General features: G+C 62.9%; 17 protein-coding genes. 9 read left to right on the top strand and 8 right to left on the bottom strand.

Annotation, left to right across the window (positions count from 1 at the left end; all coding sequences use genetic code 11):
* Positions 1–169 precede the first annotated feature (169 nt).
* Positions 170–982, top strand: coding sequence for a class I SAM-dependent methyltransferase (locus C9427_RS03650; protein WP_107647837.1), 813 nt, complete (start codon positions 170–172; stop codon positions 980–982).
* Here the strand turns inward: C9427_RS03650 and C9427_RS03645 are convergent.
* Positions 979–2,163: an amino acid aminotransferase gene (locus C9427_RS03645; protein ID WP_107647924.1), complete on the bottom strand. Its 1,185-nt coding sequence runs from the start codon at positions 2,161–2,163 to the stop codon at positions 979–981. The genes C9427_RS03650 and C9427_RS03645 overlap by 4 nt on opposite strands.
* A 184-nt stretch (positions 2,164–2,347) precedes the next feature.
* On the opposite strand from C9427_RS03645, the gene C9427_RS03640 reads away from it, so the two are divergent.
* The 6 genes from C9427_RS03640 (at position 2,348) to C9427_RS03615 (ending at position 6,219) form a co-directional block, all read left to right on the top strand.
* Complete coding sequence (locus C9427_RS03640; protein WP_208636342.1) at positions 2,348–2,560, top strand: FAD-dependent oxidoreductase; 213 nt, start codon at positions 2,348–2,350, stop codon at positions 2,558–2,560.
* 39 nt (positions 2,561–2,599) lie between these two features.
* Positions 2,600–3,118 (top strand): sigma-70 family RNA polymerase sigma factor, encoded by a 519-nt coding sequence (locus C9427_RS03635; RefSeq protein WP_245436968.1) that lies wholly within the window; start codon positions 2,600–2,602, stop codon positions 3,116–3,118.
* The gene (locus tag C9427_RS03630) at positions 3,118–3,891 is read left to right on the top strand and encodes an anti-sigma factor family protein (RefSeq protein ID WP_107647835.1); all 774 of its coding nucleotides are present in this window, start codon (positions 3,118–3,120) and stop codon (positions 3,889–3,891) included. The genes C9427_RS03635 and C9427_RS03630 overlap by 1 nt, the downstream gene beginning before the upstream one ends.
* A 24-nt stretch (positions 3,892–3,915) precedes the next feature.
* Positions 3,916–4,632, top strand: coding sequence for a Bax inhibitor-1/YccA family protein (locus C9427_RS03625; protein ID WP_107647834.1), 717 nt, complete (start codon positions 3,916–3,918; stop codon positions 4,630–4,632).
* 212 nt (positions 4,633–4,844) lie between these two features.
* A complete protein-coding gene (locus tag C9427_RS03620) occupies positions 4,845–5,717 on the top strand; it encodes an aldose 1-epimerase family protein (RefSeq protein ID WP_107647833.1) in 873 nt (290 codons plus the stop codon).
* A 25-nt stretch (positions 5,718–5,742) separates the two neighbouring features.
* Positions 5,743–6,219, top strand: a complete 477-nt coding sequence (locus C9427_RS03615) for a hypothetical protein (RefSeq protein WP_245436967.1) — start codon at positions 5,743–5,745, stop codon at positions 6,217–6,219.
* A 45-nt stretch (positions 6,220–6,264) separates the two neighbouring features.
* On the opposite strand, the gene C9427_RS03610 is transcribed toward C9427_RS03615, so the two are convergent.
* Both C9427_RS03610 and C9427_RS03605 read right to left on the bottom strand, forming a co-directional pair.
* Positions 6,265–7,170, bottom strand: a complete 906-nt coding sequence (locus C9427_RS03610; RefSeq protein ID WP_107647832.1) for an arginase family protein — start codon at positions 7,168–7,170, stop codon at positions 6,265–6,267.
* Positions 7,171–7,242: 72 nt separating this feature from the next.
* Positions 7,243–7,914: a TetR/AcrR family transcriptional regulator gene (locus C9427_RS03605; RefSeq protein WP_107647831.1), complete on the bottom strand. Its 672-nt coding sequence runs from the start codon at positions 7,912–7,914 to the stop codon at positions 7,243–7,245.
* A gap of 192 nt (positions 7,915–8,106) precedes the next feature.
* Here C9427_RS03605 and C9427_RS03600 point away from each other — a divergent pair, with 192 nt between their 5' ends.
* Positions 8,107–8,586, top strand: coding sequence for a RidA family protein (locus C9427_RS03600; protein WP_107647830.1), 480 nt, complete (start codon positions 8,107–8,109; stop codon positions 8,584–8,586).
* 221 nt (positions 8,587–8,807) lie between these two features.
* Entirely contained in the window at positions 8,808–9,569 is a 762-nt protein-coding gene (locus tag C9427_RS03595) for a GNAT family N-acetyltransferase (protein WP_107647829.1), read from the top strand.
* 13 nt (positions 9,570–9,582) lie between these two features.
* On the opposite strand, the gene C9427_RS03590 is transcribed toward C9427_RS03595, so the two are convergent.
* From C9427_RS03590 to tmk, 5 genes are all read right to left on the bottom strand, one after another.
* Positions 9,583–10,401 (bottom strand): MBL fold metallo-hydrolase, encoded by an 819-nt coding sequence (locus C9427_RS03590; protein WP_107647828.1) that lies wholly within the window; start codon positions 10,399–10,401, stop codon positions 9,583–9,585.
* Positions 10,398–11,213, bottom strand: a complete 816-nt coding sequence (locus C9427_RS03585; RefSeq protein WP_107647827.1) for a TatD family hydrolase — start codon at positions 11,211–11,213, stop codon at positions 10,398–10,400. The genes C9427_RS03590 and C9427_RS03585 overlap by 4 nt, the downstream gene beginning before the upstream one ends.
* A complete protein-coding gene (metG, locus tag C9427_RS03580; protein ID WP_107647923.1) occupies positions 11,213–12,766 on the bottom strand; it encodes a methionine--tRNA ligase in 1,554 nt (517 codons plus the stop codon). The genes C9427_RS03585 and metG overlap by 1 nt, the downstream gene beginning before the upstream one ends.
* A 91-nt stretch (positions 12,767–12,857) precedes the next feature.
* Entirely contained in the window at positions 12,858–13,913 is a 1,056-nt protein-coding gene (locus tag C9427_RS03575) for a DNA polymerase III subunit delta' (RefSeq protein ID WP_107647826.1), read from the bottom strand.
* Positions 13,910–14,584, bottom strand: coding sequence for a dTMP kinase (gene tmk, locus C9427_RS03570; RefSeq protein WP_107647825.1), 675 nt, complete (start codon positions 14,582–14,584; stop codon positions 13,910–13,912). The genes C9427_RS03575 and tmk overlap by 4 nt, the downstream gene beginning before the upstream one ends.
* Positions 14,585–14,615 lie beyond the last annotated feature (31 nt).

Genomic DNA, 14,615 nt, shown 5'->3' with positions numbered 1-14,615 from the left:
CCGCCCCGACTGGTATGATGGATTTCAATAGCCTGATCTTGCTTCCGCTTTCGCGGAGCCATGGCCGACATGACCGCATGCCGTTGAGCGCCTTCCGGTTGAAAACGACCCAGCGCTTACAATCATAGGCTGATCTCGCGAGCCATCAAACGGACGGCGGGTGATAGCAATGTTGGAAACGGACAAGGTGTTCGCTGGCTCGATTCCGGAAAACTACGACCGCTATATGGTGCCGTTGATTTTCGAGCCGTACGCCACAGATCTTGCACGACGAGCAGCGTCCTTGTCGCCAGCCGCCGTTTTGGAGATCGCCGCGGGCACCGGGGTTGTGACCCGGGCATTGGCGCCAAAACTGTCCCCCCGCGCAAGCTATGACGTAACCGACCTTAACCAGCCGATGCTCGACTACGCCGCTTCGCGACAAGCGCCCGACAGTCGCATCAAATGGCGCCAGGCGGATGCGCTGGCGCTGCCGTTTGAAAATGCGGCCTTCGATCTCGTTTGCTGTCAGTTCGGCGTGATGTTCTTTCCCGACCGCTCATCTGCCTACCGCGAAACCAGGCGAGTCCTGAAGCCCGGAGGACATTTTTTGTTCAACGTATGGGATCGCATCGAGGAGAATGTATTTGCGGATGACGTCACGAATGCTCTCGCAAGGATTTTTCCGAACGATCCGCCGCGCTTTCTGGCACGCACACCGCACGGCTACCACGACACGGCGCTGATCCGCAGCGAGTTGGAGGACGCGGGTTTCTCCCGCGTGGTGATCGAGACAAGAGCCGAACAAAGCCGTGCATCCTCGCCGCGCCTTCCGGCGGTTGCTTATTGCCAGGGAACTCTCCTTCGCAACGAAATCGAGGCCAAGGACGCAGGAAAACTCGACGCTGCAACCGACTACGCAGCATCCGCGATTGCAGACAGACATGGCAGCGGCGAGGTTGCTGCCAAAATTCAAGCCCATGTAATCGTGGCTGTGGTCTAGTCGAGCACCGAGACGATCGCCTTGGCGAGTGCGTCCATCCCGTCCTCGGGCAGGCCCGCGACGTTGATGCGGCTGTCGCCGACCATGTAGACGCCGTGCTCGGCGCGCAGCCGCTCGACCTGCGCCTCGGACAGGCCAAGGCGGGAAAACATGCCGCGATGGCTGGCGACGAAATCGAAGCGGTCTGAATTGGACTGCCGCCGCAGCGCCTCGGCGAACTGGACGCGAAGCCTGAGCATGCGCAGCCGCATGTCTTCCAGTTCCGCTTCCCAGTCGGCGCGCAAGGCGGCATCTTCCAGCACGATGCGCACGGCGGCAGCGCCGTGGTCCGGCGGCATCGAATACATGGCGCGCGCCGCCGACAGCATCTGGCCCATCGCCACATCCGCCTGGGCGCCGTCCTTGGCCAGGATCATCGCCGCCCCGACACGGTCGCGATAGACGGCAAAGTTCTTCGAGCAGCTCGAGGCGACGACCATTTCGGGGACTTTTGAGGCCATGATGCGCAGGCCGGCGGCGTCCGCATCGAGACCTTCGCCAAAGCCCTGATAGGCGATGTCGACGAAAGGCAGCAGGCCGCGCTCGACGACAAGATCAGTGATTTCGGTCCATTGCGCGGTATCGAGATTGGCGCCAGTCGGGTTATGGCAGCAGCCATGCAGCAGCACCACGTCGCCGCTCTTTGCAGCGCGTAGCGCCGTCAGCATGTCGGCGAAGCGCACCGCACCGGAAGCAGCGTCGAAATAGGGGTATTCGCGGATCTGCAGGCCGGCGGCGCGCATCACAGGTGGGTGGTTCGGCCATGTCGGGTCGGACAGCCAGATCGTCGCGTCGGAGCGGGTCCGCTTGAGCAACTCGGCCACCAGCCGCAGCGCGCCGGAGCCGCCGGGCGCCTGCGCGGCGCGGATGCGCCCCAGGTCGGCCGCGGGACCGAAGGTGAGCTTCGCCATCGCGGCGTTGAAGCCGGTGTCGCCGGCAAGGCCGAGATAGGTCTTGGTATCCTGGCTCTGCAGCAGGCGCTTTTCGGCTTCGCGCACCGCGCGCATAACCGGCGTCTTGCCGTCGCGGTCCTTGTAGACGCCGACCCCGAGGTCGACCTTGTCGGGGCGCGGATCGGCGCGATAGAGGCCGATCAGGGCAATGATCTTGTCGGCGGGGGCTGGTTGCAGGTTTTCGAACATCAACATCGTCCCAATGGCGGCGGAGTGATACGCAAATCGCCCGCCTTGCGCCAGCGGTTTCATGTGCGCCAGACCGAATGCCGTGCGATCGGTAAGACGGAAGTGAGCCCTACACGTTCCTGTGACATCGGCGTAGTTTGGACAGGCATTTCCGGGACAAGCGCGAGAATGGCGGCGTGAGACAATGATAGGCCGGCAAGAACAGTTCGACCCTGAAATTGTCGGCGCCGGCATTGTCGGTCTGGCTCATGCGCTCGCCGCCGTCCGGCACGGCCTTTCGGTGGTCGTCATCGATCGCGACGCGCATTCCAGAGCGGTCGCCGCGTCAGCACATTCAGCAGGCTTTGCGGCACGCGAGATTGATATCGTGGGAAAAATTTTCGCAATGAGGGATTAAAATCCCTGCATGTTCCGTAAACAGAGCATGAAACCATCGATGCCACGTTTCGATATCACGGGACAGCTCGGTTCGCTGCGCCGCTACGCGCGTTCGTTGACGCGCAATAGTGCCGATGCCGAGGATCTGGTGCAGGATGCACTGGTGCGGGCCTATGAGAGGCGCGGCACCTTCCGCTCCGGCGGAAATCTGCGCGCATGGCTGCTGTCGATTGTGCACAATGCCTTCATTGACGGAATACGGTCGCGCAAATCCGAAGCGGCGCGCATCGAGCAGGCCGAATACCTTGCCGACGCCAATATGGACGCCCCCCAGGAGCATTCGATCCGCCTGGCGCAGGTGCGTGAAGCCTTTTTCAAATTGCCCGAAGAGCAGCGTTCGGCACTGCATCTCGTCGCCATCGAGGGACTTACCTACAGCCAGGCGGCCGAGGTCAGCGGCGTGCCGCTTGGAACGTTGATGTCACGCATCGGTCGTGCGCGGGCGGCGCTGCGCGAGATGGAAGACACGTCGCCTGCGCGTGCAAAAAACCACCTCAGGATCGTGGGAGATCAGTGATGAACGAACTGCGCGATCCGGTAATCGATGCCGACCTTGACGCCTATGTCGACGACCAGTTGGACGTTGCACGCCGCATTGAAGTTGGGGCGTTTCTTTCGACCCGTCCGGAGGCGGCGGCACGGGTGATGTCCGACCTCAGGACGCGCGACGAACTGCGCATGGCGCTTGCGGGGTCCCAAGGCATGGCGCGGCCGGCAACGGCCGATGCGGCACGCCGGCTGGAGCGGGGCCTGGCCCGGGACCGCGTCTTCGGCGCGTTGCAGCGGGTGGCCGCGGTTGCTGTCTTTGTTGCTGCCGGCTGGCTGGCGCACAGCATGCTTGGACCGATATCGGTGACTAAAGTCGTCGCCTCGACCCAGCCGCCTGTCTACCTGCAGGAAGCGATCCAGGCGCACAGGACGACGATCGTGCGCGAGACCATGTCGTCCCAGTTGGAAGCGCCGGACTACAACGCGGACGAGATCCGCGCCGCCACGGCGATCGTCATGCCGTCACTGCCGACCGACTGGAAGGTCCGCGACGTACAGATCTATCCGTCGCAGTTCGGCCCGAGCGTCGAAATGGCTGTCGAAACAAAGGATATGGGATTGGTCTCGCTCTTCGCGATCAGACCCGGAACATTCGACGTGGTCAAGCCGACCGTCGCGCCTTCGGGCGACATCTCCTCGGCTTACTTCCAGATCGGTGACGTCGCCTACGCAGTCATTGCCCGAAGCGGTGTGCGCGACCTCGATCACGCCGCCGAAACGCTTGCCAGTACGCTTTACTAATTCCGCATCACCAGGAGAATCCGCATGAACATTCCCAATCTGAGATATGGCGTCGGTACTGGCGCCCGCGCCGGAGCCGACTATGACCAGGGCCTGCGCCAGCACATGCTGCGCGTCTACAACTATATGGGGCTCGGCCTCGTCGTCACCGGTATCATCGCCTATGCGGTGGCTTCGACGCCCGCGCTCTACGTGCCGATATTTTCCAGCCCGCTGAAGTGGGTGGTGATGTTGGCGCCGCTCGCCTTCGTGCTCTTGTTCTCGTTCCGGATGCAGACGATGTCCGCTGCCGGCGCCCAGGCCATGTTCTGGGCATTCTGCGCGGTCATGGGCCTGTCGCTGGCCTCCGTGTTCCTGGTCTTCACCGGCACCAGCATCGCGCGCACCTTTTTCATTGCCGCCACCATGTTCGGCGCCACCAGCCTTTACGGCTACACGACCAAACGCGACCTGACCCAGTTCTCGTCCTTCCTGATCATGGGCCTGATCGGCGTGGTGATTGCCAGCGTCGTCAACATCTTCCTCGGCTCGACCGCGCTGCAGTTCGCGATCTCGGTGATCGGCATCGCCGTGTTCATCGGCCTTACCGCCTGGGACACGCAGACGATCAAGGAACAATATGCCGAGAATTTCGGCGCGGAATCACAGCAGAAGCTCGCCGTCTTCGGCGCCTTCTCGCTCTATCTGAACTTCATCAATATCTTCCAGCTCTTGCTGAATTTCACCGGCGAGCGCGAATAATCGGACCGACCGTAGCAGGCAACACGTCGGAACCTTGCCGTGGCCGAAGGGAAACCTCCGGCCACGGTTTTCATTTGAGGCAGCGAGCAACACGCCGTCTCGCCTGTAGCGCGTTGGTCGCGGCTGTGCGAGGCGCGGCGTAGCCTGCGCTCTTGAGTTCCCGCGGGGCCTTTTGCTAGCCTGCCGGCCACATCAGCCACCCGTGAGGACATATGGAACAGGATCGTCTGACACTTCACGGTGACGGCATCTCGGCGACTATAGTCGCGCAGGGCGCCGAGTTGGTCTCGTTGCGCGACGCGGAGGCGACCGAGCTTCTGTGGCAGGCCGGACCGGCCTGGCGGCGGCATTCGCCGGTGCTGTTTCCGATCGTCGGCCGGCTGAAGGGCGATCAATTGCGCCATCGAGACCAATTCTACCCGATGACGCAGCACGGATTCGCGCGTGACAAGCCGTTTGCCTGGGCGGAGAGGGGGCCCCGATCCTGTACGCTGGTTCTCACCGACGATGCCGATACCCGCACGCACTATCCATTCGCCTTTCGCCTGGCCGTGACCTACAGGCTGGACCGCCGGCAGCTTGGCGTGACCTTCGACATCACCAACGCCGGCGACGAGCCGCTTCCGGCATCGATAGGGGCGCATCCGGCCTTCAACTGGCCGCTGCTACCGGATCTGGCCAAGACGGACTATCGGCTGACCTTTGCCGACGACGAGCGGGCGCCGATCCGGCGGCTTAGGGACGGCCTGCTGCTGGCGACGCCACAGCCGACGCCCGTGGAGGGCAAAATTCTTGCGCTCTCCGAACGCCTGTTTGACGACGACGCCGTCATTCTCGATCGGCCTGCCGGCAGCAGCGTGCGTTATGCCGCCGACCGTGGTCCGGCGATCGAGATGTCCTGGCAAGGATTTCGGGAATTGGGCATCTGGTCCAAGCCAGGCGGTGCGCCATTCCTGTGCATCGAGCCCTGGCACGGCATTGCGAGCCCCGTGGACTTCGACGGCGAGTTCACGAACAAACCGGGCGTGATGTTGATCGCGCCTGCGGCAAAGCGTGTTCTGTCCTACCAGATCGATCTGGGATGATAGCGGTTTGAACGCAGGGAAGAGCATGGACTACGCGATCAAGACCGAGATCCGCGATCCGCAGGCAAAAACCTTCGCGTTCACCGCGCAGAAAACCATGTATGGCGGCAAGCATATCGCCGAGGGCGATACGGTTTTCGTGTTCGCAAGCGAGAACGAGGGCGGGCAGGGTCTTATTGCGTGCGGCGTCGTTACATCAGTCGAAGCGATTGCGAAGAAGCACGGCATCGCCCGGCAAACGCCGCGTGTGAGCCTCTCGATCGAACGCACCGCGCTCGTCAAACGACCGCTCGGGCGGCGCGAACTCAAACATTTCACCGCCTGGAAAGACGGCCGGCCCGAGACGGAACTCAATTTCAAGTTCTATCGTCAGGCAACGAACAAGATCATCGGCATCTCGGATGAGGCGGCGGCGTTCCTCGGCGAATTTTTTAGTGCAGCCGGATCGGTCCAGCGGGGACGGAGCCAGGCGGCACTGATGAAATCCTCTGAGCAGATCTAAAACGGTTCGCGCGGCATCGGGCTCATGCACGCGCCGATTACCGGCTCAAACCTGCCTGACGATGCGCCCGATCGCGTTGACGAGAAGGCGCGCGGCGGTCAGGGCCGACAGGCCGTCGATATCAGCGGATGTTTGGAATTCAATGAGGTCGAAGCCGGCGAGGCGTCCGCGCTGGCTCACCCCCTCGATCAGTCCGATCGCCTGCTGATAGGTCAGCCCGCCGGGCGTGCGGCCGGCGACGCCCGGCATCACGCTGGGATCGAGCCCGTCGCAGTCGAGAGTCACGACCACGCGCGCGCCCGCGGGTATGTGCCTGAGGGCGGCCTCGATGCCCTCAGCATGGATCTCCCGCGCCGTGACCAGGTGCGCACCCCAGCGCCTGGCGGTCTCGACCTCCAGGGGCCGGGCACTGCCAACGCCCCGGATACCCGCCTGCACGATGCCGGCGACATGTGGCATCTCGCTCGCCCGGCGCATGGTGCTGGAGTAGCCCAAGGGCTCGCCGTAACGCTCGTCGCGCCAATCGATATGGGCATCGATCTGCAGGATCCAGATTGGGCCATGATCGGCAAAGCCGGCGATGAAGGGGATGGGCACGGAATCGTCGCCGCCGATCATCAATGGTGCAGCGCCGGCGGCAAGGATGGCGCGCGTCTTCTCTTCGATCAGCTTGCGGTTTCCGGCATTGTCAAGGACCGACGTCGGCAGGTCGCCGGCATCGACACAGCAGGGCTCGCGGCCGTCGAAGAGGGGGCCGCCAAGGTCGAAGTCCCAGCTGTCGAGGAACTGCGCATCGTCCTGGCTGGCGGCGCGGATGGTGGCCGCAGCACCGGCGAAACCCGACGCGTCGGCGCCGGGATAGGTGCTGCCATGCGGCGCGCCGAACAGCACGATGCGCGGCTGCACGCCGCCGGGCAACTGCGCGGGGAAATCGAGAAAGCCGGGATGCATTTTTGGAGGTCCTTGTTGCAGAGTTCGGAAGGTGCGACGACACCGGCCGGGTAGGGGCGATGATAGGAATGTCTATTCTCTTGGAGCGAGGCCATCGAGCAGGAAGTCGAGGCCTTTGCGGAAAGCGCCGTCCCAATCGTTATCCAACAGCAGACGAGAGCGTTCGATCGTCGGATAGCGTTCGCTGGTAAGGCGCTGCTGCGCGGCGGCCCTGTCGTCGTCCGAGAGGTCGAAGCTCGCCCGGGTGATGGTGGCGCCCATCACATAGTTCCAGAGCGACCATATCGCGACATTCAAGTCCGTGTCCGCCACACCGGCTTTGGACAAGGCCTTGCCCAGCAGTTCCAGCCGACTGAGGATGTTGGGGCCGAGCGCCCGGCGCGGCAGCAGCGATGCCGACCAAGGATGGCGCAGCATACTGGCGCGCCAGTCTTCGAGCATATGAACGACATCTGCGCGCCAGTCTTGAGATTCGACTATTTGCGGCGGTCCGCGATATTCGAGCACCGAATCGAGCGCCAGATCAAAGACATCCTCTTTGTTGTTGACGTGCCAATATAGGCTCATCACGCCCGAACCGAGGCGATCGGCCAGCCGGCGCATCGTCAATCCGTCGAGCCCTTGAGCGTCCAGCAGCTCAACCGCGGTCGCCACGATGCGCTCCCGGGAGAGAGCTGGTTCACTGCGCGGCTCCTGCACTGGCTGGAGCGGTTTGCTTCGGGCGCCGCTGCGTTTGGCTGCCATCTGTCTTCCTCGCTGGCCGAACGTCGATTTTGGCAGGCACCGTCAGGAATGCCGACGCTGACGGCTTGACTAGTACACTGTACCATACGATGACTCGTACATCGTATGAGTCATCGTATGGCCGATATGGCCAAAGTTCAATCATGCTGGCAGCGAGGTCGTTCGCAGTCGGCAGAGCGCAAGAGAAGAAACATGTCACGTGCAATCACGAACCTGCTTATCGGAGGCCTGCTCATCATGACCATTCCCACTGCGACCACAGCGAGCGAGGATCGAAAGCTGACCATCGTCAATCCGCGGACGCTCTACGGCCCGTCGCCGAACGGCTACAGCACGGCGGTGATCACGCCGCCCGGAGCCCGGGTGGCCTACATTTCCGGGCAGGGCGGCCAGGACAGCACGGGAGGCTTGTCGCCCGACTTCGCTATCCAGGTGAAACAGGCCTATGCGAATTTGCGGACAGCGCTTGAAGGGATAGGCGCGAAACCCGATCAGGTCGCCAAGCTAACGGTCTTCGTGGTCGATCACGACATGTCCAAGCTCGAGGCGCTGACCAGGAACGTCAAGGAAATGTTCGGCGACGCGCTGCCGGCGCAGACTCTGGTTCCCGTTCCCAAGCTCGCGATCGACCCGATGCTCTTCGAGGTGGAGGCCGTCGTCATCCTGGAATAGTGGGGCGGCGCTCTTGGCCCGATCGCTTGAATGGAAATGGTTGAGCGCGCCGCCGACAGCCGCGTGCTCAACTGTCTTAGCCGCCACATCAGAAAGTCGCATAAGATAGATTATGGAACTTATGAGCAAACCCGGCAGCTGGAAATTGCTGGCGATTTTCATAGGCTTGGCGCAATTGATGCGTGTTGCCTAGAGCCGATGGCCAGCGCTAGGCTGCCCGGATGACGACAGCAAAGCGTGAGATCGAAGCGGCGATCGAGGTGTTCGTGCATGGGTATAGCACCGGCAAGAGCCACACCTTTCCTTACGAGGCCAGCCGCGTCGGGCCATTGTGGCTGATGCGCGATGCCGTGCGCAAGAATCCTCGCGACTACCGCAGCGAGGAATGGGTCGTCCATGACGTCGCCGCCCAGGAAGCTGACGCGATCGTGCGGCAGCATGCGCGGCCGGGCTTCGCCATATCAGTTGTGATCGCGAACGAGGAATCGGATGGGCCGACGCGAACCGCGTACAGGGCTCTCGGCTACCGGCTGCTTCGGACGGAAGGATTTTTCGTCCAGCCACTGAGCCAGATTCCAAAGCCGCCGGCGATTGTTTTGATCGAACGCGTGCGGACAGTCGAACGGGCGGCGCAGTTGGGAAAGAGCATGCGCAGGCGGCCGATCGCGGACGATCTGCTCGGCGACGGAGCGCCGTTCCGCCAATATGTGGCGGTCGATGGCGACGATATCGTTGGACGCGTGCGCAGCGTGGATGCCGTCGGCGCTACGTGGTGCGCGGACATGTATGTCGAGCCTTCGCACCGGCGTCGCGGCATCGGCCAGGCGCTTATGTCGAAAATGCTGCATGACGACCGGGCCCACGGGTCGCGGTGCTCGGTGCTGGCCGCGACACATGCAGGGGCGCTGCTTTATCCCCGGATGGGCTATAAGCGGATTGGAACGCTGCTGATATTCGGGCCAAAGAGCCGAATGCGCTTATGAAGCGCTATCCGTATCACACTGACTCATAAGGTATTTCCAGGATCATGCCATCATAGGCCGGCTCGACGTTGGCTGGCGTCTCGGCCATCACCGTGGCGTAGTCGAGCGGCACATGCATATGCGTCAGCACGGCCTTTTTCGGCGCCAGTTTTTCGATCCAGTCAAGCGCCTGTCCAAGCGACAGATGGCTCGGATGCGTCCTGTATTGCAGCGCGTCGATGACCAGCATTTCCAGGCCGTGCAATAGCCGGACCGTGGCCTCCGGGAAGCCGCTGATATCGGGACAATAGGCGAGCCCACCGATGCGAAAACCAAGCGAGATGATGTCGCCATGGAACTGCGGCAGCGGCTGCAGGGTGAGGGCACCCCCCTCTCCTTCGATCACCACCGGCCTGGCGTGATCGATGATATGGGCGTTGACGATGGGCGGATAGGAGCTGCCTGGCGGCGTCTCGAAACAATAGCCGAACGCCTGCCGCATGCGTAGCATGGTGTCTTGGTCGGCATGGATATCGATCAGTTGGCGCTGTTCGAGGACGAAGCCGCGCAAATCGTCGATGCCGTGGATATGGTCGGCATGCGGATGCGTGTAGACGACGGCATCGATGCGCTTGACCGATGCCAGCAGCATCTGCTCACGGAAATCCGGCCCGGTGTCGATGACGACGGTGGTTCGGCCGCCATCCGCCGCGATCCGCTCGACAAGGGCGGCGGTGCGCATGCGCCGGTTCCTGGGATTGGTGGGATCGCAATTGCCCCAGTCGCCGGTGATGCGCGGCGTGCCCGGCGACGAGCCGCAGCCGAGGACGGTGAAACGCAGCCGGTCGCTCATGCGCCCGGCGCCTGCGCGTCCGGACCCGGTGTGTCGGGTCGGGGCATCTTCCTGAACAGCCGAAAGAAGTTGTCCGTCGTGATATCAGCGATCTCGGCCTCGCCGACGCCGATCGTCTCGGCCAGAACCTTGGCCGTATGCGCGACATAGGCCGGCTCGTTGCGCTTACCGCGAAACGGCACCGGCGCCAGATATGGCGCGTCGGTTTCGACCAGCAGGCGCTCATGCGGCACATCAGTGGCGATGGCGCGCAGTTCGGCCGAATTCTTGAAGGTCAGGATGCCGGAAAAGGACACGTAGCCGCCGAGCTTGACGCCCACTTCCGCCAGCCGGCGTCCGGACGAAAAAGAGTGCAGGATGAAGGGGAAGGCGCCCTTCCCCGTTTCATCCTCGAGGATATCCGCCATGTCGCCGTCGGCGTCGCGCGAGTGGATGACCAGCGGCAGCCCCGTCTCGCGGGCGGCGGCGATATGGGTGCGAAACCCATGTGCCTGCGCATCGCGGGGCGCATGGTCGTAGAAATAATCGAGCCCGGCTTCACCGATCGCCACCACCTTGGGATGCGTGGACAGGCGTATGAGCTCCTCAGCCGTCACATCAAGCTCTTCTGCCGCATTGTGTGGATGAGTTCCGACAGAGCAGTATACATCGTCGAAAGACTCGGCAATCTCAACCACTTGCTGAAATCGCTTCACGCGTGTCGAGATCGTCACCATGCGGGCGATTCCGGCCGCTTTGGCGCGGACGACGATGGCCGCCCGCTCCTCGGCGAAATCAGGAAAATCGAGATGGCAGTGACTGTCGACCAGCATCAGGCGTTCGCGTCCGGCTTTTCGACGTAACGCGGAAAGACGCCCTCCGGCACGGGCAATGCCGTACCGGGCACAAGTGCATAGTCGGCGTGGACATGCGCAAAGTCACGCTTGTCCGCCGCCACCGCCAGCAGGTCGAGCAGCTTGGAGGCCGACCCCGGGATGTAGGGCTGGCACAACAACGCCACGCGGCGTACGATCTCGGCGGTCGTCCAAAGCACCGTCTCCATACGGACCGGATCGGTTTTCTTCAGCGCCCAAGGCTCCTGCGAGGCGAAATAGCGGTCGGCTTCGGCCACCACGCCGAAGATCGCAGCCAGCGCCAAATGGATGCCCTGCTCTGCCATCGTCGTGCGCGCCGCGCCAAGCGCATCCACCGCCTGGTCGAGGATAGCACTGTCGGCATCCAGGAGGTCGCCGCGCCGCGGCACCACGCCACCGCAGTTCTTGGCGATCATCGACAGCGAGCGCTGCGCCAGATTGCCGAGACCATTGGCGAGATCGGCATTGGTGCGGTTGACGATGGCTTCGTGGCTGTAGCTGCCGTCCTGACCGAACGGCACTTCGCGCAGGAAGAAGTAGCGCACCTGGTCAACGCCATAATGCTCGACCATGGTGAATGGATCGACGACGTTCCCAACCGATTTCGACATCTTCTCGCCGCGGTTGAACAGGAAGCCGTGGCCGAAGACGCGCTTCGGCAGGGGGATGCCCGCCGACATCAGGAAGGCTGGCCAATAGACGGCGTGGAAACGAACGATGTCCTTGCCGATGATGTGCGCATCCGCCGGCCAAAAGCGCCAATCATCAGCTTTTTCATCGGGATAGCCGACGCCAGTGATGTAATTTGTCAGCGCGTCGACCCAGACATACATCACGTGCTTTTCGTCGCCCGGCACCGGCACGCCCCAGTCGAAAGTGGTGCGCGAGATCGACAGGTCCTTCAGCCCGGATTTGACGAAGCTCATCACCTCATTGCGCCGTTCGGTCGGGCCGATGAAGTCCGGCTGGCTTTCGTAAAGCGCCAGCAGTCTGTCCTGATAGGCCGAGAGGCGGAAGAAGTAGCTCTCCTCCTCGACCCATTCGACTGGTGTCCCTTGCGGGCCGTAGCGGACATTGTCGGGGCGGACTTCGGTTTCTTCTTCACCGTAATAGGCCTCGTCGCGCACCGAGTACCAGCCGGCATAGCCGCCCTTGTAGATGTCGCCATTGGCGGCCATCGCCTTCCAGATCGCCTGGGAGGCAGCGTAGTGCCGCTTTTCGGTGGTGCGGATGAAATCGTCATTGGAGGCATTGAGCGCAACGGCCATGCGCTTGAATTCCGCCGAATTGCGGTCGGCCAGTTCGCGCGGCGAGATGCCTTCGCGCTTTGCCGTCTGCAGCATCTTGATGCCGTGCTCGTCGGTGCCGGTAAGAAAGAAAACCTGCTTGCCGTCAAGCCGCTGGAAACGGGCGAGCGCGTCGGTGGCGATCAACTCGTAGGCATGGCCGATATGCGGTTTGCCGTTCGGATAGGAAATCGCGGTCGTGATATAGAATGTGTCGCGTGACATGAATGAACCGTCATGAATGTCCGAATGAATGTGAGGCGGTGGATATCGCATCGAGACGGCGATTGCCATCCCGACGCGGGGCCGGATCCGGTCACATTCGCATTGCGGAATTCAGGCGGTCGATCATGGTCAAGGCGTGCTGCTTCTTGTCGAGATTGTAGGTGTCCGTCTCAGATATAGCGTTCAGCGCCTCGTGCCAAGTATCCGACAGCGTTTTCGCCCGCGCCAGATCGCCGGCAAGGGCTGCTTCGCCGGCGCCTGATGCAAGCAGGTCGAGCGCACGGCGGTTGAAGATGTCGAACTGAATGGCCTGGTCGCGCCCGGCGACCGCCTCCGCCAGGCGATAGGCGCCGGCGATGTCGCCCTTTCGCGCTGTCACCAGGGCATCGAGCGTCTCGGCGATTTCCAGTCCGCCATATTGCGTCAAAAGGATCGCGGCGCGCGCGCTGCCCCCTGCCCGTTCGGCCAGTGCTGCGCGTGCCGCGGGATTGTCGGGCGGCGGCGGCTCGACCCCCTCCAGAACCGTCATCAGGCTTTCGGCATCGAGCGGCGACAGCCGCACCATCTGGCAGCGCGACCGGATCGTCGGCAGCAGACTGCCCGGCGCATGGACAATGAGGATGAACAAGGTTCGCGCCGGCGGTTCTTCAAGGTTTTTCAACAAGGCATTGGCGGCGTTGGTATTCATGTCGTCGGCCGGATCGACGATCACCACGCGGTAGCTGCCGTCATGCGAGGTCAGCGAGAGGAAGCGGCTGACCTTGCGGATCTCGTCGACGGTGACGACCGTCTTGAAGCTCTTGGTCTTGTCATTCGCTGGGCGTGTCAGATGCAGCACCGAAGGATGCGCGCCGGTGGCGATCTGGCGAAACAGCGATGACGCCGGGTCGGGAACGGCAAGAACATCCGGCGCCTGCTCGAATGCCGGATGCTTCAAAAGATGATGCGCCAGATGGAAGGCAAGCGTCGCCTTGCCGATGCCGACCGGGCCGGCAAAGATCAGCGCATGGGGCAGCTTGCCCGAGCGATAGGCTGACGCGAGCATGTTCGCCGCCTGGCCATGTCCGACCAGGCGCGGGGTCTCGGACGGCTCGGGTACGCCGTCCAGCGTGTCGTGCTGCTCAGGGGCGATGCGTTCGAAGATCATGCCGGCGACGCCTGCTTGCTGTGTGTTGGCGCCAACGCCTCCAGGGCTGCGAACACCGTGGCGGTGACGACGTTCTCCACCACGTCGGGATCGGCGGACGCGTCGATGACGATGCAACGCTCTGGCTCGGCAGCCGCGATCGCCAGAAAGGCTTCGCGGCGGCGCTGGTGGATATCGAGCGTTTCCTTTTCGAAACGGTCGGCATCGGCATCGCTGCCCCGCCGCGCCGTGGCGCGGCGCAGGCCCTCGGTCGGGTCGATATCGAAGATCAGCGTCATGTCGGGCGCCATGCCGTTGATGGCAACCTCTTCCAGCGCGTCCATGAACGCCGGATCGAGGCCGCCGGTGACGCCCTGGTAGACGCGCGAGGAATCCATGAAGCGGTCGCAAAGTACGATCGAACCGCGCTCGACCGCCGGCCGGATGACCTGTTCGACATGATCGGAACGCGCGGCTGCAAAAAGCAGCGCCTCCATCTTGGGGCCGAACGGTTCGGCGGCGCCCGAAAGCAGGACATGCCTGACAGCTTCCGCGCCCGGTGAGCCGCCCGGCTCACGCGTGACGAGCACATCGTACTTCTTGGCGCGCATCTTCCTGGCCAATCGCTCGATCTGCGTCGACTTGCCTGCTCCTTCGCCGCCTTCGAAGGTGATGAAAAATCCGCGCGCCAATCGTAACGCCTCTGTCGGTGCCTGGGGATGG

Origin of the sequence: Mesorhizobium helmanticense, assembly GCF_003034915.1 — a bacterium.
Classification (GTDB): domain Bacteria; phylum Pseudomonadota; class Alphaproteobacteria; order Rhizobiales; family Rhizobiaceae; genus Mesorhizobium; species Mesorhizobium helmanticense.
This window is presented reverse-complemented; position numbering and strand designations above follow the sequence as displayed.